Origin of the sequence: Sinosporangium siamense (assembly GCF_016863435.1) — a bacterium.
GTDB lineage: Bacteria > Actinomycetota > Actinomycetes > Streptosporangiales > Streptosporangiaceae > Sinosporangium > Sinosporangium siamense.
Genome location: NZ_BOOW01000055.1, coordinates 30585 through 54893, shown reverse-complemented (window position 1 = coordinate 54893; position 24309 = coordinate 30585). Strand labels below are relative to the sequence as shown.

Below are 24309 nucleotides of genomic sequence, written 5' to 3'. Positions count from 1 at the left end.
CAGGACACGAAATCATGTGCCTCCGCTGACGGGAAACGGTCCTTAGGCTTAACGGCCTACCCTTCCTGCGACCATTCCAACGATTGAATTGACCTCGGGGATGCGCATCCGATGCGCGATCACGAGGTATATCACCCCGCCGAGCCCACCACCGGCGGCCAGCACGACCGCGGAGCTCAGAGGCGTGATCCCGAAAAGCCGGTCCACCGCCCAGAGCACGGTCAGTGCGACCAGGGTGGCGGGCAGGGCCGCCACGAACATGCGCGACAGGCCCGCGGTCGCCTCACGCCCGCCGAGCCCGCCGATGCGGCGGCCCGCCACGACCCAGGCGACCCCGGCGGCCACGACATAGGTGATCGTGAACGCCAGGCCGAGGCCCATCACGATGAACCCCGGCGGCAGAGTGTAGAACGCCACCAGGCTCAGTCCCGCGTTGATCGCCACATTCATGGCCGCGAACATCGCCGGGGTGCGGGTGTCGCCGACGCTGTAGAAGACCCTCAGCAGCATTTGGAAGAGCGAGAACGGCACCATCGCCAGGGCGTAGACCTGCAGCACATTGCCGATGTAGATCGCGTCGGCCACGTCGTTGGCGCCGTGCCCGAACACCAGGACGGTCACCGACGGGCCGAGCACCATCAAAAGCAGCGACGCCGGCACGATCGCCGCACAAACCAGGCGCACACCCGACGAGAAGGCGTCCCGCGCCTCGGCGAACTGCCCATCGTGCACAAACCTGCTCATCTTCGGCAGCGTCGCGGTGATCACCGATACGGCGATAATTCCGTAAGGGAGCTGAAAAAGCTGATATGCGTAGTTATACGGTGTGTAGCCCGCTCCGTAGATCACACCCTCGTCGATCGCCCGTGACCCCGCACCGGTCGCGAGGTTGGTCGTCACGAGAAACCCGAGCTGGGTGATGGCCACATAGGCGAAACCCCAGCTACCGAGCCTGGCCATCTCGCCGAGCCCCGCGTCGCGCACCCCGAACCGCGGCCGGAACCTGAACCCCGACCTGCGCAGCGCCACCACGAGCACGATCGACTGGGCCACGATGCCGCCCGTCGTGCCGAGCCCGAGCAGCGCGAGCTCACCCGAGGTGACCTCCTCGATCTCGCTGTGCCCGGCCGTGAGCGTCAGATAGGCGATCCCGACCCCGATCACCACCACGTTGTTCAGCACCGGCGCCCACATCGGCGCGGCGAACCTGTCCCTGGTGTTGAGGATCGCCCCGGCGATCGCGCCGAGGCCGAAGAAGGCGATCTGCGGCAGGATCAGCTGCGCCAGCGTGGTGGTGACCTCAAGGCCGCGCGGGCTCATCTCGCTCGTGTAGAGCTCGATCAAGGGGCCCGCCAGCCACACGGCGGCGACCGTCACCACGAGCAGCGCGCTCGTGGCGAGCGTCAGCAGCCGCTGCTCGTAGGCCACGCCGCCGTCGGGGTCGTTCTTCTGGTGCCGCACGATCATCGGCACCACCACACTGCTCAACGCGCCGCCGATCAGCAGGTCGAACAGGATGAAGGGAATGGTGTAGGCGACGTTGTAGGCGTCGCCCAGCGTCGTGGTGCCGATGGCCGCCGCCAGCACAGCCGTGCGCAAGAAGCCGGTCAGGCGCGACACCATGGTCCCCGCGGCCATGATCGCGCCCGCCCGTAGCAACCGGCTCATCCCATCTCCTTCAACGGCAGCTCGCCCGTGCGCCGGGCGGGTGGTGAGAAGCATCCATGGTGCACGACAACGGCCCGTGCCGAGTCCACCGTCAGGACTGTCTTCATCAGGACTGTGCTCAGAGGTCTCAGGACCGTGCTCTGGCCTCGCTCCGCGCGTCTCCCCGCGTGCCGAGGCGGGCGAGCCGCTTCTGCGACCGCCGCCGCAGCACACGCAGCAGGACGGCGGCGAGCATGACGACGAGCCCGCCGCCCACGATCACCAGCGCGATGCCGGTGTATCCGGTCGTGCGGACAACGATCTCCACCGGCTCGCCGTAGGGCTCCCCGTCGATCGTGCGGAGCTGCACGATGACCGTGGCGTCGCCGTTGTCGCGTTTGGCCCGCATCGGCACCGAGACGATGCCGCTCTGGCCTTTGCCGATGGTCTGCCGGGCTTCGCCGTATGCCTCAATCGCGAGCAGGTCGGGGGTCTTGGACCTGACGTCGACGTCGAGCATCACCGTCTGCTCTGTCTCGTTGCGGATGCTTATGGGCACGACGCCGTTGTTGCCGGCGAGGGTGCGGCGCTGGTCCCTGCCGGTGACCTTGACCTTGCCGATGCGGCTGTCGACCGCCGCGTCGACCTGCTTGACCAGGGTGCCGGCGAGCGCCGTGCGACCGCGCCAGGCCGACGAGGTGAGGCGCAGCAGCGCCCGGTCGAACACCTGCTTGTCGTCGTCGGAGGTGACGACCGTGGTGAGGTTGGCCTGGTTGGTCACCTGGCGCACGGACTCGAGATATTTCTTACTGAGCTCGCCGCGCCGGTCCTGCTCGGAATAGGTCAGGTCGGCCCGGGGCACAGGCGAGGACTTGTCGACCTTGATGGAGTCGAGCTTGACCGGCGAGATCCAGGGCAGCGACGAGACCGTCTTCACGAGGTCGGTCACGAACGCCGGGTCGGGGTTGGCCCAGCGGCGCGCGGGCGCGGCGACCACCGCGCGGGACTTGTCGGCCTGCTCCTTGGTGATCATCGCGGTCTCGGCGATGAAACGCTGCCGGTTGAGCACCGTGGCGCCTGCCGCGCCCTCCTCGGGCTCCAGCAGCCCGCTCAGCGTCTTGTCCGTGACGATGCCCTTGACCGGCCCGAACACGCTGTTGAGACCGGTCGCGGCGTGCGGCGTCGCGGGCGTCGGCGACGGGGTGAACGTGGGTTGCGTATAGGGGACGTTGTCGGGGTTGAGCAGCACCGTGCTCACCTCGCCGCCCGCCAGCACGTCGAGCGTGTCGTGGTCGACCATGCCGCCGACCGGCCAGTTGACGCTCGTGCCGACCTCACGCCCGAGGATCTCGCTCGCCACCTCGCCGCCGAGCCGGAGCGCCGTGGCAGGGGCGCCGTCCAGGCCGTTGTGCGTGAGAGCGGCGATGTCGGGATCGGCGTACGGCGTCGCCATCACGGTGGCCTCGGCCAGCGCGGTGCGCATCCCGTCGAGCCAGGGTTTGGCCAGCGGCTCGGCCTGCCGGTCCTGCGTGCCCTTGGAGTTCTTCAACCGGTAGGGCTGGGACATCGCCCGCGCGTCGTCGAGCAGCGCCGGATCGACGAACCACGTCACACCCTTGGCGTCCCCGGTGTCCTGAGCGATCTTGAGCAGGTCGGCCAGCCGGCCCGAGCCGGTCATCGCCGGGCGCAGCCCCTCACTGGCGAAGTTGCCGTCGTCGGCGCGGCGCGGCTGGTCGATGACGGGAAGCACAAGCGCGAGCTTGGTGCGCTGCAGCGGGGTGTTCTCCGGCGCGTAAGGGAGATAGGTGCGCTGGATGGCGAGCTGCTGGCCGACCGCGTCGACCACCTCGACCGCCATCGGATAGACCCCGAACCCCCACAGGCGGAGGCCGGCGGGGGTCACCGTGAACTCGAAGCTGGACTTGCCCCCCGGCGAGATCTGCGGGAACTGCGTCATCGCGTTGACCGACGCACGGTCGAAGACGCCCTGCCCGATCTGGTAGTTCTCCATCTGGGTGCGGTCGGTGAATGCCTGCGGCGCATAACGCAGCCGCACCCGCACGTTGGAGAGCGCCGTCTGCGCGCCGTTGACGATCGTGCCCTTGATCTTGATCTCGTCCGTCTGGCGGCGCGGCACGTCGGGGGTGATGGACTCCACGATGAGCTGGGTGGTCTGCCGCGCCTGGGCGGAGGCGCCCAGGTGCGCCTGAGGACTCTTGGTGCCCACGGCTACCGCCGCCGCGGCCGGGGGGGCGAACATCGCGGCGGACAGCAGGGCGAGCGACGCGGTGAGTCGGATCACGCGTGAGCCCGGAGCGGAGTACGGCGCACGCCCGCAATCGTATGGCCTCTCGCGAGCCGGGCGCGGTCAGTGTGGCAGCGGGGCCGGATTCACAGCGTTCGCCGACGGGGCCGCGAGCGGCGTGAGATCCACCGGCTTGCCGGACACGAGCGCGAGGAGGTCGTCCGAGTGCAAGGCCAGTGCCGTACGCCTTTCGCCCGTGCACGTGTGCACGTCCCCGATCTCGCCCAGCCGGTCGTCCACGAGCACCGAGAGCTCCTCGGGCAGCAGTAGCGGGCACACCAGTCCCGCCGCGTAGTCCGTGGCCGCGTTGACTGTGAACGCCGAGGCGGGGCGCACCCGCCGCGCCCCGAGCAGCGAGCACACCGCCGCCGTCCGGGGCGGTGCCGCGACCGAGGCGACGACGGCGACCGAATCGTGGCGGGCGGCCCGCCAGGTAACGTCGAACACCGTGACTCCGACGCAGGAGTGTGGCGAAACCTGGAGCGTCTCGGGTAGTTCGTCCGCACACGTCAAGGGCCGGGGAAGGCGTACGATCTCATGGTGGACCTGGTGTGCGAGGAGCCAGCGGTGGATGGTGAGGGCGTCCTTCATGGGTGCTCTCCCCACCGCACGCGCAGCCCGATGGGTCCTCTCCCCGACCATAACCTGGTGATCGCGGGCGGTTCCGAGTAGACGTGCCATCTCTGGACCGCACTGAACCGCTGAGCTGGGGCTAGATCGACAGCCAAGTTCAGTCCATGCACTTCTTCCTCATAAATTGCCGCCGGGGAAAAGTGTTCCGTAACCGAAGGATCTACCCAGCTTGTCCGACTCGAATCTGACCGACAGCCAGCAGACCGCCATGCGTGACCTCTTCCGGAGGATCGCCCCCGTCGCCGATGAACTTGGCGAACTCTTTGCCGAAAAGGGTCACCAGCTCGCCCTCGTCGGGGGCTCGGTGCGCGACGTCTTCCTGCGGCGCATCGGCAACGACCTCGATCTGACCACCGACGCCAGACCCGAGCGGGTCCTTGACATCGTCCGCGACTGGGCCGACTCCGTCTGGACGATCGGCATCGACTTCGGCACCGTCGGCGTGCGCAAGGGCAACTGGCTCCTGGAGATCACGACCTACCGGAGCGAGTCCTACGACCCCAAGTCGCGCAAGCCCGAGGTCGACTACGGCGACACGCTCGAAGGCGACCTCGAACGCCGTGACTTCGCGGTCAACGCCATGGCGGTGACGTTGCCGAACCACGAGTTCGTCGACCCCTACGGCGGCCTCACGGACCTGTCCGCCAAGGTGCTCCGTACCCCCGGTCCGCCCGAGCGCTCCTTCGACGACGACCCGCTGCGCATGTTGCGCGCCGCCAGGTTCGCCAGCCAGCTCGGCTTCACCGTGGACCGCGAGGCGCGGCGCGCGATGAGCGAGATGGCCGACCGCATAGAGATCGTCTCCGCCGAGCGCATCCGCGACGAGCTGGACAAGCTGATCTGCGGCGCCTATCCGCGGGAGGGCCTCTCGCTGCTGGTCGACTGCGGGCTCGCCGCCCACGTGTTGCCCGAGCTGCCGAAGCTCCGGCTGGAGATCGACGAGCACCACCGCCACAAGGACGTCTACGAGCACACCCTGATCGTGCTGGAGCAGGCTATCGACCTGGAGGAGAGCGGCCCCGACCGCGTCCTGCGCTGGTCGGCCCTCCTGCACGACGTCGGCAAGCCCAAGACCCGCAGGCACGAGCCCGGCGGCCGGGTGTCGTTCCACCACCACGAGGTGGTCGGCGCGCAGATGGCCAAGAAGCGGCTCGCCGAACTGCGGTTCCCCAAGGACGTCGTGGCCGACGTGGCCCGCCTGGTCGAGCTGCACCTGCGGTTCCACGGATATGGCACAGGGGAGTGGACCGACAGCGCCGTGCGCCGCTATGTGCGCGACGGCGGCCACCTGCTCGACCGCCTGCACAAGCTGACCCGCGCCGACTGCACCACCCGCAACAAGCGCAAGGCGCAGGCGCTATCGCGCACCTACGACCAGCTTGAGGAGCGCATCGCGCGGCTCGCCGAGGAGGAGGAGCTCGCCAAGATCCGCCCCGAGCTGGACGGCAACGAGATCCAGCAGGTCCTAGGCATCGCCCCCGGACCCGCCGTCGGCCGGGCCTACAAGTTCCTCTACGACATGCGGCTCGACAAGGGCCTCATCGGCAAGGAGGCCGCCGCCGACGCCCTCCGCACCTGGGCGGCGGACCAAGAGCTCTGACCCGGCGCCCCGAGCCCGCCCGGAACCGGGCTCGGGGCCGCCTGGCGGTGTGTACGAAGCCGGGTTCGTCTGGCGGGGCCGCCGGGCGGTGTGTACGGCGGAGCCGGGCATCGTGGCCTCAGGCGTGGACGGGCCGCAGGGGGCCTGTGGCGCCGCACAGCGTGTGCTCCCGCGCTCGGGGGACCCGGTACGGCGAAGCCGGGCCAGGCGGCGTCAGACGCGGTACGGCCTGGCCCGGTCGTGCGCGGGGCGTGGAGCTAGGGTGGCCGCATGAGCCCGGAAGAGATCGCCGCCTTCGACCGTGAGCACATCTGGCACCCCTACACCGCCGTTCCCGCGACGGTGCCGCCGCATGTGGTCACCCGCACCGACGGGGTGCGGCTGACGCTCGCCGACGGGCGGGTGCTGGTCGACGGCATGTCCTCATGGTGGGCGGCCATCCACGGCTACAACCACCCCCGGCTCAACCAGGCGCTACGCGACCAGCTCGACTCCATGGCGCACGTGATGTTCGGCGGGTTCACCCACGAGCCCGCCGTGCGCCTCGCCCGCACACTCGCCGGCATGACCGGACTGCCCAAAGTGTTCTTCGCCGACTCGGGGTCGGTCGCCGTCGAGGTGGCCATCAAGATGGCGATGCAGTGCACCGGCAAGGGCCGCCTGATGACGGTGCGCGGCGGATATCACGGCGACACCTTCGGGGCCATGGCGGTGTGCGACCCGGTCAACGGCATGCACCACCTCTTCAAGGACGTGCTGCCGCAACATGTCTTCGCGAGCGAGCCCCCGGCGGAGCTGTCCGACGCCTACCTCGGCGAGTTGTCCGACACGGTCGCGCGCCACGCCCACGAACTGGCGGCCATCATCGTGGAGCCCGTGGTGCAGAACGCCGGCGGCATGCGCTTCTACCACCCGGCCTACCTGAAGCACCTGCGCGATCTGGCCGACGAGCACGGAGTGCTACTCATCGCCGACGAGATCGCGACCGGCTTCGGCCGCACAGGGGAGCTGTTCGGCTGCGACCACGCGGGGGTGCGGCCGGACATCATGTGCCTGGGCAAGGCCATGACCGGCGGATACATGACCATGGCGGCCACCTTGTGCACCGAGCGGGTGGCGTCGGCCATCGGCGTGCTCATGCACGGGCCGACCTATATGGCCAACCCCCTGGCCGCCGCAGTCGCGCAGGCGTCGCTGGAGCTCCTCATGGAACGCCCCTGGCGGGACGAGGTCGCCGCGATCGGGAAGGGCCTGGCGGACGGCCTGGCCGACGCCCGCGCACTCCCGGGGGTCGCGGACGTGCGGGTCAAGGGCGCCATCGGCGTCATCGAGACCCACGACCCGGTCGACGTCGGCCGCCTGTCGGCCGTCGCGATGGAGCACGGCGTCTGGCTCAGGCCCTTCGGGCGCCTGATTTACACGATGCCGCCTTATGTTGTCGACGCCGATGATCTCCACTTGATCACCCGCGCGATGGTCGCCGCTGCACGGGCTGTCTAACATGCGGTGGACTCCGATGATCTCCACCGGACTCACCCGCGCGATGGTCGCCGCCGCGCGGGCTGTCTGACCTGGCTGCGGCGTACGGCAGGGCGGGTCAGGCCTGTTGCGGGGTGGGTGTGCCGCTGCGCACGACCGCGCGGTAGCCGAGCCCGCCGACCACATATCCGAGGGCGATCAACGTGATCAGCAGGTAGGACCTGCCGTCGGCCGGCAGCAGAAAGGCCGCCACGGCCGCGGCGGCGACATAGACGCCGTTGAACAACATGTCGTAGATCGAGAACACCCGGCCGAGGTAGGCGTCCTCGATGTCGCGCTGCACCACCGTGTCCGCGCAGATCTTCACCGTCTGCCCGGCGAGTCCGAGCGCAAAGCCCGCGATCGGCATCAGCCACTGCTGGAACGGCATAGCCAGCCCGAACGCCAGCACACCCGCGCTGATCAGTGCGATGGGCACCCAGTTCGTCAAGCCGAACCGTTCGGTCGCGGGCGGGGTGATGAGGGCGGCCAGGAAATAGCCCACCCCGGACACCCCGAGCACCACCGTGACGCCGTCCACCGCGGCGTCGGCGTTCCCGGCCTCGAAGTAGTAGCGGTAGAGCATGATCATCATGGCCGTGCACATGCCGTACATGAACCGGTGTGTCGACATCGCCCCCAGAGCCGAGGCAGCGGCCCGATGCCTCATGATGTGGCGTGCGCCGTCGATCAGGCCGTGCACCACGTTGCGCAGCGCCTCACGCACCTGCGGGCGGTCCGGGTCGTAGGCGGGACCGAGCAGCGAGCGCTCCATGCGCGAGGCGATCAGCGCGGTGACCCCGAACACCACGCCCGAGACCACCATCATCACCGCGGTGCCCGTCGCGCCGCCCCCAAGCAACTGCCGCATTAGGAAACCGGCCCCGACCCCGACGAACGTGATGACCGTGCCCGAGGTCGGCGTCACCGCGTTGGCCACCATGAGACGGTCGTGCGGCACGACATGGGGGAGCGACGTGCCGAGCGCGGCCAGGAAGAACCGGTTGACGGCCAGCACGCCGAGCGCGGTGGCGTAGAAGAGCAACTCGGGCGCGCCCCACGCGAGCAGAGCGCCGGCGAGCAGCAGCAGCGCGCCGCGGATCAGCGGCGCGATCACGAGGATCTGCCGCCGCGACCACCGATCGATGAACACCCCTGCGAAGGGCCCCAAGATCGAGTACGGCAAGAGCAGCACGGCCAGCCCGATCGCCACATCGGTGGCCGAGGTCTTGGTCTCCGGGTTGAAGAACGCGATGCCCGCGACCCCGAACTGGAAGATCCCATCGGAGAACTGAGAGACCAGGCGAGTGGCGAACAGGCGCCGGAAATCCCGTCCACGCAGGATCACACGAAGGTCGGAGACATAGGACACGCGGCCAGCCTACGCGGCAGGGGGGTCCTTATGTGTTTGGTCAAGCTGCCAGAGGCTTTTGCGTGTCGTCCTTTCGGCGGGGCTGGTAGGGCCTGCGGTCGCGGAGCATGGCGTAGATCACGTTGGAGCGGCGGGCCAGGCAGATGAGGGCGGCGTTGTGCCTCTTGCCCTCGGCCCTCTTGCGGTCGTAGTACTCGCGGTTCTCCGGATCGGACAGGGAGGCGAACGCCGGCAGGAACATCGCCCGCTTGAGTGCCTTGTTGCCGCCTTTGGGCGGTGCTCGCCCTTGATCGAGGAACGGGAGCGGCGGGTGACCGGGGGGATTCCGGTGTAGGAGGCCAGGTGCCCCGGTGTGGCGAACGCGGAGACGTCGCCGATCTCGCGAAGGAGCCGTGCGCAGGTCCTGACCCCCACCCCGGGCATGGTGATCGTAACCCGGGCGAGAGGGTGCGCCTCCAGCGTCTCCTCCACCTCGGCGGCCACCCGCCGGCGCTGCTCCAGCACGCCGCGCAGGGATATGGCCAGGCGGGGCAGCACCCGGCCTGGCCGACGCGGTGCCCGCCACCACGACCGTCTGGGCCTCTAGTGCGCCCTGGACGTCGTCGACCAGTCGGCCGTCCCGGTGTGGAGCCGGTGGCTTGGCGACGGTCAGGAGCTGCTCGCGGCCGCCCTCGCGCAGCCCGTCGGGGCCGCCGAAGCGGACGAGCAGCTCCCAGCCGGGTGACCTGGCTCACCGACTCTCATCGGGGACGATCAAAAAGGTAGCGGGCGAGTCGCCATGTGCCCAGCGCATGCCATCTATAGACTGTGGCTGGTTATCTTACGGCGCCCCTCGGACCCCACTAGGGCTTTTCACAGTTTTCCTAGCACCTCGTTTGCGCGCACGAGCGCCGACGCATTCATCTTTCTGATGTCCGCCACCTCGGCGGCATACTTTTCGAGCGCCGCACGGAAGTGGCGATCCTCGATCTTTATCCGCTGCCTGGAATAGTCAGTTGCCTTGTCGCATTCGGCATCGGCTACGGCGAGAGAGATTTCCCGGTCGCGTGCTGCGGCAGAAGAGACGCCGAATTCTCTGTGCAGACTCAAAGCATTCTTTCGTGCGGCATCAGGGCTTTTGAGGTTCGCAAATCCCTTACCGCTAATACAGGCAGCCCAGGAAGCATTAATGCGTGCGATGTCGGTGTCGGCCGCTGCCTCCCATTTAGCCCACAGAGGAAGGTTGCCGCCCAGGAAGGTAAGTTTCGCATATTCACTTAGCGAGCCGTAAAGCTTCTTTTTCGCATCGGAGAGGCAGCCCTTGCTTGTTGTTCCCACCACTCCACCGCCCGGAATTTTCGCGCTCACCTCCGGGGCGTTTTCCGGACCGAAGAGTGCTTCGCCCCACTGTCGTTGCCGATCGGGCGAGAGCTTCGACACACCCGAACGGTCCACTTCACCCGGCGCATCACCGGCGTTCACCGCAGCGTTGTAGCCCACCTTCTCCGCCTGATCAACCGTGAGCCCGTAAGGGGCGAGTTCGAGGGTCGGTGCGATGTCCTCAGTCGGAGAGGGGTTTTTGACATAAGTGAAGCCATGTCTTTCCATACAGCGACGTACCAGTTCCTCTTGCGCTGCATGCCGTGCAGCTGACCCACTGAACAGGTTAAGCATCGCCTCTCGTACGTCTGGGTCGTGGTTCGCGAGGGGGCCGGGAGCGGTTGCGCCATCCTGCGAATTGCCGACTGCGTCGGCAGCGGTTGCAAAGTGCCCCCCGCCAGTCACTGCCACGAGCGCGATAGCGGCGATAGTAGCCCCGCCGAATACCACCCGTGCTGAATTCTTGCAGATCATTAGTCTCTCCATCCTTTCGTCAGCAGGTCTGGCTGGCACTACGGCCACGATGTGCGTTGCCTTGCACCGCCTGCATTGGTGAGGAAGGATAGGCAATGCTGTCTCCGGCGCTGATCCACACAGTGGGGCCGGACCAATTTGACATGTAGACACAAACCCATGCCAGGGTGGTGAATCGATTCTTGTACGAACGGTCGTTCCCTGTCATAAACGGCCAGTTCCCCGAACCCTGATGCCACTCGCTAACCGCAGTGGTACTGCGAGCCGCGAGTCCGTCGTATGAGGGCATGTCCCAGACACAGAAATACGAGCTCGAGCACGCGGGACTGGCGTATGCCGGCGGGGTGATGCTCATTGTTAAACTAGCTGCAGCGAACGCCGCCGCCGCAACGGACAGTTTTTTGAGATTCATCGCGATTAATCTGTCCCTTCTAGGTGTGATTGCCGAATAGCGTGTATTCGTGGTTGCGATCTGCCCAGAACAATTCTAATTCAAGCATAAATATAAAGTCGGTCAAGGGTTGATTTTGGCGATCTTGTGTGATAGCAAGTCTTGTCGGCGCGGTTGTCTGAATGCAATGGCTAGTCGAAGAATTGGATTCATGATTATGGTGAGGAGTCGTTCGTGTGCGTGCTGCGATCGCGTTACGGGAGGTGAGTCGAGCGGTTAACAGGGTGGCTAGCGGTAGTTTGTTGGATCAAGGTGGTCGGTAGAGATGTAGGCCGTGGCCTGCGCTAACGGCGTCGATCAAAGCTTGGAGCTCAGCAGGTGGAGGCACCGCGGACCACGCCCGCCACCAGCGTGCAAGCGCGGTCGCGGGGGTCAGCCAGCTGCGGACGCAGCGCAAGGTCTGAGGCCAGCTGGGTAATCGAGCCTGCGGAGGCTGAAGGGGTGCTCTGGCGGCGCCCCCTCTCTTGCGGTCCTGCCGCGGCGGGCGACTGCGGCAAGGCAGGCGGGGGCGGGTCAGACGGGGGCGGGTCAGTGAGCCAAGCCTGCCAGCAGAACGAGAACGCGCAGTTGACCAGCGTCTGATGGCGGCGGATGGCGATGTCGGAGCGGACCTGGAAATCGGCCCAGCCCAGTTCGTCCTTGACCTGCTTGTAGCCCTGCTCGACCCAGTGCCGCAGCCCGTAGAGCCGCACGAGCTCGGCCAGGTCGGCCGTCGGGTGGGAGCCGGCGGCCTCATACGGCCCGCCGGGTCGGGGCAGGTTGGTCGCCAGGTACCAGGTGGCCTTGTCGGGCAGGGCGATCGGGGGGTGCACCGGCTGCCAGGGCCCGGGCCGCTCGGGCCCCGCCCAGGGCAGCTCACCAGCCGCATCACGCGGGGTGCGCGCCTGGTCGCCGTAGGCCCAGGTGCCCCACCGGGGCCGTACGGCGACCACCCAGGCGACCCCGGCGGTACGCAGCGAGGCCCGCCAGTCGTCCAGGTCGCCGTAGGCGCAGTCGGCCACCACCGCGCGGAAGGCCACCCCCGCCCGGCCCGCCTGCTCGACCAGGGCCGCGGCCAGTTGGGGTTTGGTGCGGAAGCCCGGGTCGTTCTTTTTGCGGGGAAGTGGCGCGCGGGTAGGGCACTGCGTGCAGCGGATGGTAGAGGCGTTCGTCGGCCCACAGGGTGGTGACGGTGACGATGCCGTTGTCGGTCTTGCCGTACCGGCCCAGCCACTGGTGTCCGACATGGGCGGTTGCCGTTCCGTCCTTGCGGTCCCCGCTGTCGTCGACGACCAGGACACCGTTGGCGTGCGGCGCGCTCGCCGGATCGTCCGCCAGTAGTTCGAGCCGGCGTGCGTTGACCCGCACGGGATCCCACACCGACTCGGTGAGGAAGAACTGCAGGCGCTGCACCGCTGCGTGCTGTGCGCCGGCCACCGGCTCGGCCCCGGCCAGGGCGGTCAGCGTCTTGTTCCGCTCTCGCGGGGCCAGAAGGCCGGTCAGGTATTCGCGGAACCCTCGCCGCTGCGCCAGGTGCGAGAACAGGTCGTCGAACCGGGCCGCGTACTTCTCCAGCGGACCCGCCGCAGGTGGACACGGCTTGGGTTTGGTCACGGGCGGCTCCCTGCCCCCGTACAAGTGGATTACCCGCCGCCTTGATCCAACAAACTACCGACTAGGTATCACAGCCTCTATAGACGTCCATGCTGTGATGCCGCTCGATAGTGGGTGATTAGAGCCCGGGTGATGGCATTCAACCCCCTGGATGTCAACAGGTGAGGAACGGCTAAGGCGCAACCTTGTCGCCGTGGTCATAGTTGTATAGCTGTTACGGCAGACTCGGCTTGCGCACGTGGAGAAGGCAGGCGCATGGGAATTAAGGGCGCACAAGAGGTATTGACCCTGCGCGGCGATGGTCGAGGAGCTTTGGTGAGGCGGGTCGGCAACGGGTCGCCGAAATACGACCATCTGGCGGATGACGTCCTGCGGAAGGACAGCGATCTGTTCTCCACGGGGGGTCCTTATGTGTTTGGTCAAGCTGCCAGAGGCTTTTGCGTGTCGTCCTTTCGGCGGGGCTGGTAGGGCCTGCGGTCGCGGAGCATGGCGTAGATCACGTTGGAGCGGCGGGCCAGGCAGATGAGGGCGGCGTTGTGCCTCTTGCCCTCGGCCCTCTTGCGGTCGTAGTACTCGCGGTTCTCCGGATCGGACAGGGAGGCGAACGCCGGCAGGAACATCGCCCGCTTGAGTGCCTTGTTGCCGCCTTTGGGCGGTGCTCGCCCGGGGCCGGAGAAGGAGCTCCTGAGGCCCAGCAGGTGGCCGACAGGCTCCACCTGTGGCAGGATCTGGGCAGAGCGATAGAGAAGATTGTCATTGGTTGCCGCGTCACGCGAACCGGAACCGGAGTCCGTGCTGGAAGAGGCGGCACAGGCGGCACCAGTCCCGCACACGCAGCCGGGGTGAGCGGGCAGCCGAGGCGGTGATACCAGTGGACGGTGCTTTTGACGTGCTGGGACGCAAACGGCCTGCGGTAACCCGTCATCGGGAGCGGTACGCCGCCATCCACGTCCTGCTGGAGGAAGGCCACTCCAAGACCGAAATCGCTCGGCGACCGGGGATCGGCCGCGAAACCGTCGGCCGATTCACCCGCGCCCAAAGCATTGAGGAGGTCCTGTTCAAATCTACCCACCGCCTCAGCGCCCTGGACGGATCGCGGTCCAGGCCGGGCTCACCTGCCGTACCCATCAGGCGCGGTCGAGGACATCATTTGCAAGATCGAATTCTGGAAGGCTCGTGTTTGGCCGGGCCGACCTCGATTTGATCCGAAAGATCGCGCTGCTCAGCTGAACCACAGTCTGCTACCCATGGTGACCGCCCTCAGAGAGTGATCAAGAGCCCCCAAACCGTGATCGCTGACACTTGGGCTTGGTGTACAGGTCGCGCAGCCGCTGCTCGCCGTTGGGGAGGGGGTTGTCGTGGAGTTTCCCGCCCCGGGGGTCCAGGGCGCAGGCGTGGTGCCCGCCTTTGCCTATGTCCAGTCCGAGGAACACCGCGTAGTCGATGTTCATCCCGTCCCCCTTGTCGGGTGGGGGGGCTGGCCTGGTCGGAAGGGTGGGCGACGGTGGCCGGTCCCCCGGGTCAATGGAGCGACAGGTGCGAGCAGTCATGCCGGGCCAGGTGACCTGGTTCCCCGATTGTCATCGGGGACGATCAAAAAGGCAACGGGAGGTGTGGCGGTCGAGAACCTATACGGGAGGCATAACCGGTAACACGACGTATGTGAAAGGTGACACATCCCGTACCCTCTGTCGGGTGACCACTGACGAAGTCGTGGTGCTGGTCGACGGCGAGGGAAACGCGATCGGCACTGCTCCGAAGAAGTCGGTACATGGCCTGGACACCCCGCTACACCTGGCCTTCTCAAGCTATGTCTTCGACGACGCCGGCCGGGTGCTCCTCACCCGGCGGGCCGCCCACAAGCTCACCTGGCCCGGCGTATGGACCAACAGCTGCTGCGGCCACCCCCTCCCGGGCGAACCCCTGCACCTTGCCGTGGCCCGGCGGCTCTCCTACGAGCTGAATCTCACAGTCGGCGACATCGAGCTGATGCTGCCCGGCTTCTCCTATCGGGCCGTGATGGACAACGGCACGGTGGAGAACGAGATCTGCCCCGTCTACCGCGTGCGTACGGCAGGAGCCGCCGAGGCCAACCCCGACGAGGTCGACGAGGTCCGCTGGATGCCCTGGGAGAGGTTCGTCGACGACGTCACCTCCGGCGACCTCCCGATCTCCCCCTGGTGCGCCGAACAACTGCCCCTGCTCACCGCCCTCGGCCCCAACCCCCTGAGCTGGCCCGCCGCCGACCCCACCGGCCTTCCCGCGGCGGCCCGCACCGCCTGATCACCCTTCGGCGGGTCCCGTCCGATCGGGCCGGCCCCGGACGCGCAGCGGCCCCGACTCCACGAGGCCGGGAGCCGGGGCTTCGCCGTACGCGCGCCGTCTGCGGTGGGACGGCCGACGGCGCGTGAGAACGGCGGGGCGAGGGTCTGCGACCGCGATCGTCAGCGGTTGGAGTCGCCGCGGATGAACGCCTCCACGGCCTCGCGAGCCTCGTCGTCGGAGTATTGCACCGGAGGGGACTTCATGAAGTAGGACGAAGCCGACAGGATCGGCCCGCCGACTCCGCGGTCCATGGCGATCTTGGCGGCGCGGACGGCGTCGATGATGACACCGGCCGAGTTGGGCGAGTCCCACACCTCAAGCTTGTATTCCAGGTTGAGCGGCGTGTCGCCGAACGAGCGGCCCTCAAGGCGGACATAGGCCCACTTGCGGTCGTCGAGCCACGGCACGTGGTCCGACGGGCCGATGTGCACATCGGCCTTGCCCATTTCGTGCGGGATCTGCGAGGTGACCGACTGCGTCTTGGAGATCTTCTTCGACTGGAGGCGCTTGCGCTCCAGCATGTTCATGAAGTCCATGTTGCCGCCGAAGTTGAGCTGGTAAGTGCGCAGCAGCTCCACACCCCGGTCCTCAAACAGCTTGGCCATGACCCGGTGGGTGATGGTCGCGCCGACCTGCGACTTGATGTCGTCGCCCACGATCGGCACCCCGGCCTCGGTGAACTTCTCCGCCCACTCGGGGTCGGATGCAATGAACACCGGCAACGCGTTGACGAACGCCACCTTGGCGTCGATCGCGCACTGCGCGTAGAAACGGGCGGCCTGCTCCGAGCCCACCGGTAGGTAGGACACCAGGACGTCGGCGCCGCTGTCCTTAAGCACCTGGACGACGTCGACCGGGGTCTCGTCGGACTCCTCGATCATGTCCCGGTAGAACTCGCCAAGACCGTCATAGGTGTGGCCACGCTGCACGGTGACGCCCAGCGGCGGCACGTCGCAGATCTTGATCGTGTTGTTCTCCGAGGCGACGATCGCTTCGGACAGGTCGCGGCCGACCTTCTTGGCATCGACGTCGAAGGCCGCCACGAACTGGACGTCACCGACGTGATAATCGCCGAACCGCACGTGCATCAGACCCGGAATTCTTATATCCGGGTTGCTGTCCTTGTAGTAGTGCACGCCCTGGACCAGCGACGCCGCGCAATTGCCCACTCCGACAACGGCTACGCGCACCGAACCCATCGCACTCGCCCCTTACGTATTCGTTTCCATGGTCAACATCTGACCCTCATTCGTGTTCGCGGTGTGATCCGCGATCGCCGCGTCGCCCCATCACTCGGCGTCCCTGTCAGGCACGAGGCTCGCCGCTCCCCTCGGGGAGCAGCCGCTCGTCGCCCGCAGGTCCTGTGAAACCCGTCTTTCCCGCCTCTTGTGCCGTGTTGGTCTCTGCTCTGCCGGTGCTCTCGCCGAGCACACCTTCCGCGGGCACGCCGTCCCTGGGCACGGCCTGGCCGGCCGTGTCCGGACGGGGATGCGCCTCGCGGAAGACCTTCTCCTCACCTGGGGACTCCGGGCGAGGGTCGGGGCCCGCCGAGCTCGTGCCGCGCCGTTCCGTCGCGATGAGCTCGTTGAGCCACCTGACCTCCCGCTCCACCGATTCGAGGCCGTGGCGCTGCAGCTCGAGGGTGTAGCGGTCGAGCCGCTCCCGAGTGCGGGCCAGGGCGGTGCGGACGCCCTCCAGGCGCTCTTCGAGACGGCTGCGCCGCCCTTCGAGGATGCGCAGGCGCACCTCCGCCTCGGTGTGGCGGAAGAAGGCGAAGTGCACGCCGAAGCTCTCGTCCTCCCAGGAGGAGGGCCCCGCCTGGGTCAGGAGCTCCTGGAGGCGCTCCTTACCGTCGGCCGTGAGCCGGTAGACGATCTTGGATCGCCGGCCGGTGAGCGCGGCCACAGTCTCCGCGGGAGGCGGCTCCTCCTCGGTGATGAGGCCGCTCGTCAGCAACTGGCGTAGGCAGGGATAGAGCGAGCCATAAGAGAAGGCCCGAAACATGCCCAACAGGGCGTTGAGTCGTTTGCGCAGCTCATAGCCGTGCAGCGGGGTCTCATGCAGCGATCCGAGCACGGCCAGCTCAAGCACGTTGCCCTTCGTGCCAGTCACCGGAACCGCCCCCCTCTCGCTTCGATGTATCGAGCCGATACATCAGTAGGATACGTCGCCACGTCATATGCCCGCAATTAGCGAGATGTTCAAGAGGCAGGGAGCAATCGGTAAAAAGCCGTTAGTGTGGCGCGCATGTGGTCATACCGAGCCGTCGTCGTGGGAGCCCCCAGGATGGCTCATGATTGCGTGAATTCCGGGTCTCCGCGGCGGAGGTCTGCGATCGTTGTGCACGTCGCCTGCCCCCCACAGCATCCGATGACTGACGAGGAAACGTGAGTTACAGCAGCTTTGGCCCGGAGTCCGAGGGACGCCCCGAGCGCCCCGACGGAACGGCTCGCCCGGGAAGGCGCCGTCGCTCAACTCCGGGCAACACGCAGCGAGAGACGACAGGTCACCAGGGCCCGCAGGAGCACGCGGCTGACCCCGGGTGGGGAGGGCCGGAGGCGCAGCAGCCCGGCCGTCCCCCCGGCCCCGGGCAGGCACAGCCGGGCGCCGGGCGAGGTGCGCGCTCAGGCGGGCACATGCCGTACTCCTCCGATCACGCTCCGCAGGCGGGCGCGCCACGGCACGGCGGCCCTGAGGGCGGCGGCCGGCAGGGCGGCGGTCAGCACGGCGGACCCCAGCACGGAGCCACTCAGCACAGTGGCGCCCAGCCAGGGGGCGGCCAGCACAGTGGCGCCCAACACAACAGTGGCGCCCAACACAACAGCGGCGCGCCGTATGGCGGCGGGCGCCCCCCGCAGCACGAGGACGGCATCCGGCACGCGACCACCGACCCCCGGGGCCGTCGCTCCGGTGGCCAGACGGGTGGACAGCGGGGCGGCAGGCGGCCGGAGGCCGCCTTCGAGGACACGCAGGCGATGATGGCCGCGCAGGCCGGCGGGCCGAGCGGGGGCCGCAGGGGCAGGCGGCACGAGTCGCGCGAGATCCCGCCCCCGGACGGACCGGGAGGCCCGGGCGGGCCGCAGGGGCCGGATGACGGCGACGGCGAGGGCAAGCCCGAGCAGGCGGGGTGGAAGAGGTTCATCCCCAACTGGAAGATCGTCGTGGCGAGCGTCACCGTGATCATCGCCGGCGTCTTCGGCATGATTCTGGTGGGCTACCACAGCGTCACCATCCCCGTCGTCAAGCAGGAAGAGGTCGACGCTCAGGGCAGCGTCATCTACTACGGCGACAACAAGACCGTGCTCGCGCGTGTGGGCATGCGCCGCAAACTCGTCACCATCGACCAGATCCCCAAGCACGTGCAGGACGCCGTGGTGGGTGCGGAGAACCGCGACTTCTGGACCGACTCGGGCATCGACTTCAGCGGCATGGTGCGGTCGGTGTGGTACACCGCGACCGGTCAGCAGATCCAGGGCGCCTCGACCATCACCCAGCAGATGGCCCGCAACTATTACGCGGGGCTGAGCCAAGAGCGGTCGATGATGCGGAAGGTCCGCGAGATCTTCATCGCGGTCAAGCTCAACCAGCAGAAGTCCAAGCAGTGGATCCTTGAGCAATACCTCAACAACATCTTCTTCGGTCGCAACTCATATGGCATCCAGGCTGCGGCGCAGGCCTTCTTCGACAAGAACGTCGGGCAGTTGACCCCTCAGGAGGCGGCCTACCTCGCGGGGCGCATTCAGAACCCCGACACGTTCGACCGGATGGAGGCAAAGGGCAACATGGCCGCCACCGAGGAGCGTTACCGCTACGCCATCGGTGGTCTCGCGGCGGTCGACTCCGCGAAATACGGTGACCTCCCGGCGAAGTTCCCCAAGTCCCCCAAGCGCATCAAGCACGTGGTCAAGCAGGTGAACGCCGGCAAGAAGGGCTACATGGTCAAGGCCGTGCTCGACGAGCTTGAGGCGCGTGGAGTGCCGGAGGAGGAGGTGCAGACCGGCGGCTACAAGATCTACACCACCTTCGACAAGAACCTGATGGACGCTGCCGAGCGGGCCGTCAAGTCGCAGGGCAACTTCGGGAAATATGTCACCACCAGCCTCGCGGCGGTCGACCCGCGCAACGGGCGCGTGATCGCGTTCTACGGCGGCTCCGACTACCTGAAGGAGCAGTGGAACGAAGCCTTCATGTCGCAGAAGCAGGCCGCCTCGGCGTTCAAGCCGTATGTCCTGGCCGCCTGGCTCGACGCGGGCTACAGCCTCACCAGCTGGACGCCCACCGTGCTGGAGAAGAACCTCCCGGGCACCACGGAGATCACCAACGACCATCCGATGGGCACCGGCGGCGTCGACGTGATCAAGGCCACCGCCCAGTCGGTCAACACCGCCTTCGCGGCGATGGGGCAGAAGGTCACCCTTGAGAAGGTCGTCGACATCGCGGTCGAGGCGGGCCTCGACCGCAAGCGGCTGGAGAAGTCGCTCGAGGAGCACAAATACCTCATCACCATCGGCTCCAGCCCGGTGACCGCGCTTGAGCAGGCCGGCGGCTATTCGATCTTCGCCAACGCCGGAAAGCACTACGACACCCACGTCGTGACCAGGGCCGTCGACAGCAGCGGCACCACCGTGCTCAAGGAGAAGTCGACCTACAACCAGGTCATCTCGCCGGAGGCCGCCGCCGACGCCACGGTCGCCCTGCAAGAGGTCGTCAAGACCGGCACCGGTCGCAACTCCGCGCTGGCGGACCGCCCCACCGCCGGCAAGACCGGCACCAACAACAAGAACAAGGAAGCCTGGTACGTCGGCTTCACCCCGCAGCTCTCCACCGCCGTCGGCATGTACAAGGAAGTGCCGAAGAAGCTGAAGAACGGCAAGACCATCATGGTCGAGGCCCAGCTCAACGGCATCAGCGGCGGATCGGTGCCCGCGGCCATCTGGCGGACCTTCATGGCCGAGGCCATGAAGGGCCAGGAGGTCATGCAGTTCCCGCCCCGGGCCAACGTCGGCACGCCCGAGAACATCCAGCCGAGGCCCATCGTCAAGCGCACCCCGCCCCCCGAGAACAACTGGGGAGACGGCGACGGCGACAACGACTGGGGCGACAACGGCGGCTGGGACAACGGAAACCGAGGCAACGGCGACGTAGGCTGTTCGCCGTACGATTCGGACTGCGGGGGCGGCACGGACGACCTGCAGCTTCAGGGCGGGGGCGGCATGCGCGGCAACCTTCCGGCGGCCCCGGCCGCCACAGCGGCGGCCACGGCACCTTCACGGCGCGAGCGATGACATCCCCGGTGGAGGACACCGAGGAGAAGCGGCACGAGCGGCCCGCCGACGAGGCCGGAGGCCTCGCCGCCCGGGTCGCGCCGTACCTCCCCTTGGGCTTGTTCGCACTGCTCGGGGCCCTGCTGGCCTATCTGTGGAAATGGCCCTGCCGGTTCGGCGGGGCCTGGAACAACGGCACCGAGCAGTTCACGAACTTCTGCTACACCGACATCTATCCGCTGTGGTGGATGGAGAAGCTCAACGAGGGCAAGATCCCCTACTTCGACTATCCGGTCGAATACCCCGTGGGCATCGGCGCCATCATGGAGTTCTTCCGCAGGCTGGTGGGCGGCTCCGCCGACCCCGGGGTAGCCTTCTACGACCTGACCGTCGTGCTCATGGCCCTCTGCCTGATCGGCGGCGTGGTGCTGATGGCCGCGCTCGCCGGGCCCGAGCGGCGCTACGACGCGTTGTGGTATGCCGCGGCGCCCGCGGTGGTCCTCACGGCCTACATCAACTGGGACCTCGCGGCGGGTGCGCTCGCCCTGGCCGCGATGCTGGCCTGGGCTCGCGACCGGCATGTTCTGGCAGGTGTTCTGCTGGGGCTCGCCATCGCGACGAAGTTCTACCCGTTGATGTTCCTCGGCCCGCTTTTCCTGCTGACGTTGCGCACCGGCAAGTGGGTGCCGTTCCTCAAGACGGCAGGGGCCGCCGCCGCCACCTGGCTTGCGGTCAACGTGCCGATCATGCTGCTCGCCTTCGAGGGCTGGAAGCGCTTCTACGTCTTCAGCGACGAGCGCCCGGCCGACTGGGGCTCGGTGTGGTACTTCTTCCAGCAGCGCGGCTGGCCGGTGCTCGGCGACGCCGAGCTGCTCGACACCCTCGGCATCGTCTCGCTCGGCGTGCTCTGCCTCGGCATCGCCGTTCTCGCGATCTTCGCGCCGACCAGGCCGCGGCTGATGCAGCTCTGCTTCCTGGCGCTCGCCGCGTTCATGCTCACCAACAAGGTCTGGTCGCCGCAATATGTGCTGTGGCTCGTGCCGTTCGCGGTGCTGGCCCGGCCCAACTGGAAGCCGCTGGCGTTGTGGCAGATCGCCGAATGCTGGTACTTCTTTGCGATCTGGCTCTATCTCGTCAGCCTCCAGGAGGCCAACGCCCACCTGGGCATCGCGGACACCACCTACTTCACTGCGGTGTGGGGCCGCGCCCTCACCATCGTGATCATGATGGTGTTCGTCGTCCGCGACATCCTCCGCCCGGAGAAGGACTCACTCCGCCAGGACGGCGCGGACGACCTCTCGGGCGGCGTGTTCAACGGCGCGCCCGACAGGTTCCCGCTGGTCGCAGTCCGGAGCTGATAACTAACTCCCTGTGAACAACGGGGATCTCCGGGCGCTGGCCATCTGGGTCGCCTCCCGTCTCGGCATCCTGCTCACCGCCACGGTGGGCGCGGGGATCCTGGCGGCGGGAGGCGCCCTGCCCCCGCTGCTTGAGCGGCTCAACCACTGGGATGTCCGCAAACTCCAGCAGATCGCCGCACAGGGCTACGGAGCAGACCTCACCCTTCCGGCCTACTTCCCCGGCCAGCCGCTCATATTGCGTGCCGTGGGGCTCGTCCTCCCCGACCCGACCGTGGCCGGCATGGCGCTGTCGTTCGCCGCCGGGGCGGTCGCCGTCGTCGCCCTGTCCCGCCTCGCGGACCGCGAAGCCGGTGACGGCACCGGCCCCCTCGCGGTCCTCGCCCTTGTGCTCGCGCCGACCGCCGTGTTCCTGTTCGTCGGCTACAGCGAGGCGCTGTTCCTCGCCTTCGCTATCCCCGCGTGGCTCGCGGCCCGGCAGCGCAGGTGGATGTGGGCGGGTCTGCTGGGGGCCGGGGCGTCCTGCGTGCGCATCACCGGTCTGTTCCTCGCCGTCGCCCTGATCGTCGAATTCTGTACGGCGAAGCCGGCGCGGCCGATCGCCTCGGATACGCCGGGTGGCCGTGGAGCGGGGGCGACGGCCGAGGGAGGGGCGTCCGGGGTTTTGCAGCTCACGTGGGTGCATCAGGGGGACGGCACCGGGTCCGGGGAGCGGGCGGCCTGGCTGGCTCTGCCGTTCGTGCCGCTCGTGGCGTACACGCTCTTTCAGGGGCTTCGCACGGGTGACTGGCTGGCCTGGCAGCACGCGCAGGAGGCGGGGTGGCAGCGCCATCTGGTGTGGCCGTGGGAGTCGTTCGCGACGACCTGGCGGGCCGCCGTTCTGATGGACAACAGGTTCACGTGGTCGTTCCGGTTGGAGCTGGCGGCGGCGGCGATCGGGCTGGCGTTCGTGGTGTGGCTGCTCTATCGGCGGCGGTGGAGCGAGTTCGTCTACACCGGGGGGCAGTTGGGGGCACTTCTGGTATCCAGTTACTACCTGTCGATTCCGCGCACCTTGGTGCTGTGGTGGCCGTTGTGGATTTCTGTGGCTTACGCGTGTCGTAGGCGTCCGTGGATATTGTGGGGATATGTGTTGGTCGTGGGACCGCTCATGGTGGTGAACGTCGTGGCGTTCCTCCATGGCCTTTGGGCTGGCTAAGCCTGAACAATCACCCTTTATGATCACTTCCGCGCGTGAAGCGCTGGCCTTATGGTTCGGCACGCGGCTCGTCATGATCATGATTACCGTCGTCGGTGTCGGAGCGTGGGCGAAAGGGGAGGGGTTTGACTTCCTCGATCGCTGGCGGAGCTGGGACGCCGAGCTGTTCATCACGATCGCGCGGTTCGGCTACGACGGCGAACCGGGCAGACCACCGGACCCCGGGCTCCCCGCCTTCTTCCCGGGCATGCCGTTGATGTTGAGACTCGTCTCCTCGGTGGTGCCCGACTGGTCGCTCAGCGGACTGCTCATCTCCCTGGTGGCCGGCGCGGTGGCGATGGTCGCCCTGGCCAGGCTCGCCGAGTCCGAAGGACCGCCCGGTGCGGGGTGGCGCTCGGTGTTCGCCCTGCTGGTCTGCCCGACCGCCGTGTTCCTGTTCGCCGGCTACAGCGAGGCGCTGTTCCTCGCCTTCGCCGTCCCCGCGTGGCTCGCCGCCCGGCAGCGCAGGTGGATGTGGGCGGGTCTGCTGGGGGCCGGGGCGTCCTGTGTGCGCATCACCGGCTTGTTCCTGGCCCTCGCGTTGATCGTGGAGTTCTGCACCGGAGGTCGCGCCCACCCGGATCGCCCTGTACGGCAGGCGGCCTGGCTGGCCGTGCCGTTCGTCCCGCTCGTGGCCTACTCCGTCTACCAGTACACGCGGACGGGCGACTGGCTCGCCTGGAACCGCGCCCAGGAGGCCGGGTGGGGTCGCCACCTGGTGTGGCCGTGGGAGTCGTTCCTCACCACCTGGAACGCCGCCATGAGGGACGAGACGTTCGCCTGGGTGTTCCGGCTGGAGCTCGCCGCCGCGATCGTCGGGGTGGCCTTGGTGGTGTGGCTCCTCGCGAAACGCCGGTGGAGCGAACTCACCTACGTCGGCCTTCAGGTGGGGGCGCTTCTGGTTTCCAGCTACTACCTGTCGATCCCGCGCACCGCGCTGCTGTGGTGGCCGCTGTGGATCGCGGTCGGGCAGGCCTGCACCCGGCGGCCGGGCGATCCCGGCCGGCTCAACCGGCTGCGGCCGTGGTTGCTGGTGGGGTATGTGCTGCTGATCACGCCGCTATCGGTGCTCAACACCCTCGCCTTCCTCAAGGGGACCTGGGCGGGGTGAGCCTTCCTGAGCGGGGTGAGCCTTCCTGAGCGGGGTCGGACGGACATGCGGGATGCCCGCCG

The 24309-nt window shown here is 67.7% G+C and carries 19 protein-coding genes and 4 pseudogenes; 9 read left to right on the top strand and 14 right to left on the bottom strand.

The genetic code is table 11. From position 1 onward, the window contains the following. Nucleotides 1-48: 48 nt before the first annotated feature. From murJ to Ssi02_RS36115, 3 genes are all read right to left on the bottom strand, one after another. Complete coding sequence (gene murJ, locus Ssi02_RS36125; protein WP_204032593.1) at nt 49-1668, bottom strand: murein biosynthesis integral membrane protein MurJ; 1620 nt, start codon at nt 1666-1668, stop codon at nt 49-51. Nucleotides 1669-1795: 127 nt separating this feature from the next. Further along, nucleotides 1796-3949, bottom strand: coding sequence for a DUF6049 family protein (locus Ssi02_RS36120; protein WP_204032590.1), 2154 nt, complete (start codon nt 3947-3949; stop codon nt 1796-1798). Between the two features lie 66 nt (nt 3950-4015). After that, nucleotides 4016-4543 carry an aminoacyl-tRNA deacylase gene (locus Ssi02_RS36115; RefSeq protein ID WP_204032588.1) on the bottom strand — a complete coding sequence of 176 codons (528 nt, stop codon included), beginning with the start codon at nt 4541-4543 and terminating at the stop codon, nt 4016-4018. Between the two features lie 250 nt (nt 4544-4793). Here Ssi02_RS36115 and Ssi02_RS36110 point away from each other — a divergent pair, with 250 nt between their 5' ends. Then, entirely contained in the window at nt 4794-6185 is a 1392-nt protein-coding gene (locus Ssi02_RS36110) for a CCA tRNA nucleotidyltransferase (RefSeq protein ID WP_204032654.1), read from the top strand. Between the two features lie 270 nt (nt 6186-6455). Continuing rightward, nucleotides 6456-7685 (top strand): adenosylmethionine--8-amino-7-oxononanoate transaminase, encoded by a 1230-nt coding sequence (locus Ssi02_RS36105; protein ID WP_204032586.1) that lies wholly within the window; start codon nt 6456-6458, stop codon nt 7683-7685. A 97-nt stretch (nt 7686-7782) separates the two neighbouring features. Here the strand turns inward: Ssi02_RS36105 and Ssi02_RS36100 are convergent, their stop codons facing one another. The 4 genes and pseudogenes from Ssi02_RS36100 to Ssi02_RS40070 form a co-directional block, all read right to left on the bottom strand. Next, on the bottom strand, nt 7783-9075 hold the full coding sequence (locus tag Ssi02_RS36100) for an MFS transporter (RefSeq protein ID WP_204032584.1): 1293 nt from the start codon (nt 9073-9075) through the stop codon (nt 7783-7785). A gap of 40 nt (nt 9076-9115) precedes the next feature. Further along, nucleotides 9116-9787: pseudogene (locus Ssi02_RS36095) on the bottom strand (transposase); the annotation flags it as partial. A gap of 140 nt (nt 9788-9927) precedes the next feature. Beyond that, nucleotides 9928-10908: a hypothetical protein gene (locus Ssi02_RS36090; protein WP_204032581.1), complete on the bottom strand. Its 981-nt coding sequence runs from the start codon at nt 10906-10908 to the stop codon at nt 9928-9930. Nucleotides 10909-10927: 19 nt separating this feature from the next. Next, a complete protein-coding gene (locus Ssi02_RS40070; RefSeq protein WP_373870256.1) occupies nt 10928-11197 on the bottom strand; it encodes a hypothetical protein in 270 nt (89 codons plus the stop codon). On the opposite strand from Ssi02_RS40070, the gene Ssi02_RS39145 reads away from it, so the two are divergent. Continuing rightward, a complete protein-coding gene (locus Ssi02_RS39145; RefSeq protein WP_239130318.1) occupies nt 11196-11360 on the top strand; it encodes a hypothetical protein in 165 nt (54 codons plus the stop codon). The two genes, Ssi02_RS40070 and Ssi02_RS39145, sit on opposite strands and share 2 nt — an antisense overlap. 310 nt (nt 11361-11670) lie before the next feature. Here Ssi02_RS39145 and Ssi02_RS39140 read toward each other — a convergent pair whose 3' ends face one another. From Ssi02_RS39140 to Ssi02_RS36070, 3 genes and pseudogenes are all read right to left on the bottom strand, one after another. Continuing rightward, nucleotides 11671-12585 (bottom strand): transposase, encoded by a 915-nt coding sequence (locus Ssi02_RS39140; protein ID WP_275410795.1) that lies wholly within the window; start codon nt 12583-12585, stop codon nt 11671-11673. Then, a pseudogene (locus tag Ssi02_RS39530) lies at nt 12491-12952 on the bottom strand (transposase); the annotation flags it as partial. The pseudogene Ssi02_RS39530 and the gene Ssi02_RS39140, both read right to left, overlap by 95 nt. 419 nt (nt 12953-13371) lie before the next feature. Next, a pseudogene (locus Ssi02_RS36070) lies at nt 13372-13608 on the bottom strand (IS110 family transposase); the annotation flags it as partial. Nucleotides 13609-13670: 62 nt separating this feature from the next. On the opposite strand from Ssi02_RS36070, the gene Ssi02_RS40065 reads away from it, so the two are divergent. Continuing rightward, the gene (locus Ssi02_RS40065; RefSeq protein ID WP_373870255.1) at nt 13671-14156 is read left to right on the top strand and encodes a helix-turn-helix domain-containing protein; all 486 of its coding nucleotides are present in this window, start codon (nt 13671-13673) and stop codon (nt 14154-14156) included. Nucleotides 14157-14223: 67 nt separating this feature from the next. Here Ssi02_RS40065 and Ssi02_RS36060 read toward each other — a convergent pair whose 3' ends face one another. Continuing rightward, nucleotides 14224-14403, bottom strand: a complete 180-nt coding sequence (locus Ssi02_RS36060) for an IS110 family transposase (RefSeq protein ID WP_275410794.1) — start codon at nt 14401-14403, stop codon at nt 14224-14226. A gap of 244 nt (nt 14404-14647) precedes the next feature. Here Ssi02_RS36060 and idi point away from each other — a divergent pair, with 244 nt between their 5' ends. Beyond that, nucleotides 14648-15235 (top strand): isopentenyl-diphosphate Delta-isomerase, encoded by a 588-nt coding sequence (idi, locus tag Ssi02_RS36055; RefSeq protein WP_239130317.1) that lies wholly within the window; start codon nt 14648-14650, stop codon nt 15233-15235. 161 nt (nt 15236-15396) lie between these two features. Here idi and Ssi02_RS36050 read toward each other — a convergent pair whose 3' ends face one another. The 3 genes and pseudogenes from Ssi02_RS36050 to Ssi02_RS36040 form a co-directional block, all read right to left on the bottom strand. Next, a complete protein-coding gene (locus Ssi02_RS36050) occupies nt 15397-16476 on the bottom strand; it encodes an inositol-3-phosphate synthase (protein ID WP_204032571.1) in 1080 nt (359 codons plus the stop codon). Nucleotides 16477-16827: 351 nt separating this feature from the next. Then, nucleotides 16828-17389 (bottom strand): annotated as a pseudogene (locus tag Ssi02_RS36045) (PadR family transcriptional regulator); the annotation flags it as partial. 512 nt (nt 17390-17901) lie between these two features. Continuing rightward, a complete protein-coding gene (locus tag Ssi02_RS36040) occupies nt 17902-18156 on the bottom strand; it encodes a hypothetical protein (RefSeq protein ID WP_204032568.1) in 255 nt (84 codons plus the stop codon). A 99-nt stretch (nt 18157-18255) separates the two neighbouring features. Between Ssi02_RS36040 and Ssi02_RS36035 the strand changes: the two genes are divergently transcribed. From Ssi02_RS36035 to Ssi02_RS36020, 4 genes are read left to right on the top strand one after another with little or no spacing between them, the layout of a single operon-like run. Continuing rightward, nucleotides 18256-20562: a transglycosylase domain-containing protein gene (locus Ssi02_RS36035; protein ID WP_204032566.1), complete on the top strand. Its 2307-nt coding sequence runs from the start codon at nt 18256-18258 to the stop codon at nt 20560-20562. Then, nucleotides 20559-21899: a glycosyltransferase family 87 protein gene (locus Ssi02_RS36030; protein ID WP_204032564.1), complete on the top strand. Its 1341-nt coding sequence runs from the start codon at nt 20559-20561 to the stop codon at nt 21897-21899. Before Ssi02_RS36035 ends, Ssi02_RS36030 begins: the two co-directional genes overlap by 4 nt. Nucleotides 21900-21912: 13 nt before the next feature. Further along, nucleotides 21913-23097: a glycosyltransferase family protein gene (locus tag Ssi02_RS36025; RefSeq protein WP_204032561.1), complete on the top strand. Its 1185-nt coding sequence runs from the start codon at nt 21913-21915 to the stop codon at nt 23095-23097. 19 nt (nt 23098-23116) lie between these two features. Continuing rightward, entirely contained in the window at nt 23117-24247 is a 1131-nt protein-coding gene (locus Ssi02_RS36020; protein ID WP_204032559.1) for a mannosyltransferase family protein, read from the top strand. Nucleotides 24248-24309 lie beyond the last annotated feature (62 nt).

Bases quoted from the DNA above. Each gene is read 5' to 3' on its own strand.
- Ssi02_RS36035 (WP_204032566.1), top strand. From the start codon at position 18,256: ATGGCCGCGCAGGCCGGCGGGCCGAGCGGGGGCCGCAGGGGCAGGCGG.
- murJ (WP_204032593.1), bottom strand. From the start codon at position 1,668: ATGAGCCGGTTGCTACGGGCGGGCGCGATCATGGCCGCGGGGACCATG.
- Ssi02_RS36050 (WP_204032571.1), bottom strand. From the start codon at position 16,476: ATGGGTTCGGTGCGCGTAGCCGTTGTCGGAGTGGGCAATTGCGCGGCG.
- Ssi02_RS36060 (WP_275410794.1), bottom strand. From the start codon at position 14,403: ATGAACATCGACTACGCGGTGTTCCTCGGACTGGACATAGGCAAAGGC.
- Ssi02_RS40070 (WP_373870256.1), bottom strand. From the start codon at position 11,197: ATGCCCTCATACGACGGACTCGCGGCTCGCAGTACCACTGCGGTTAGC.
- Ssi02_RS36020 (WP_204032559.1), top strand. From the start codon at position 23,117: ATGATCACTTCCGCGCGTGAAGCGCTGGCCTTATGGTTCGGCACGCGG.
- Ssi02_RS36110 (WP_204032654.1), top strand. From the start codon at position 4,794: ATGCGTGACCTCTTCCGGAGGATCGCCCCCGTCGCCGATGAACTTGGC.
- Ssi02_RS36090 (WP_204032581.1), bottom strand. From the start codon at position 10,908: ATGATCTGCAAGAATTCAGCACGGGTGGTATTCGGCGGGGCTACTATC.
- Ssi02_RS36105 (WP_204032586.1), top strand. From the start codon at position 6,456: ATGAGCCCGGAAGAGATCGCCGCCTTCGACCGTGAGCACATCTGGCAC.
- Ssi02_RS36030 (WP_204032564.1), top strand. From the start codon at position 20,559: ATGACATCCCCGGTGGAGGACACCGAGGAGAAGCGGCACGAGCGGCCC.
- Ssi02_RS39140 (WP_275410795.1), bottom strand. From the start codon at position 12,585: ATGTCGGACACCAGTGGCTGGGCCGGTACGGCAAGACCGACAACGGCA.
- Ssi02_RS36115 (WP_204032588.1), bottom strand. From the start codon at position 4,543: ATGAAGGACGCCCTCACCATCCACCGCTGGCTCCTCGCACACCAGGTC.
- Ssi02_RS39145 (WP_239130318.1), top strand. From the start codon at position 11,196: ATGTCCCAGACACAGAAATACGAGCTCGAGCACGCGGGACTGGCGTAT.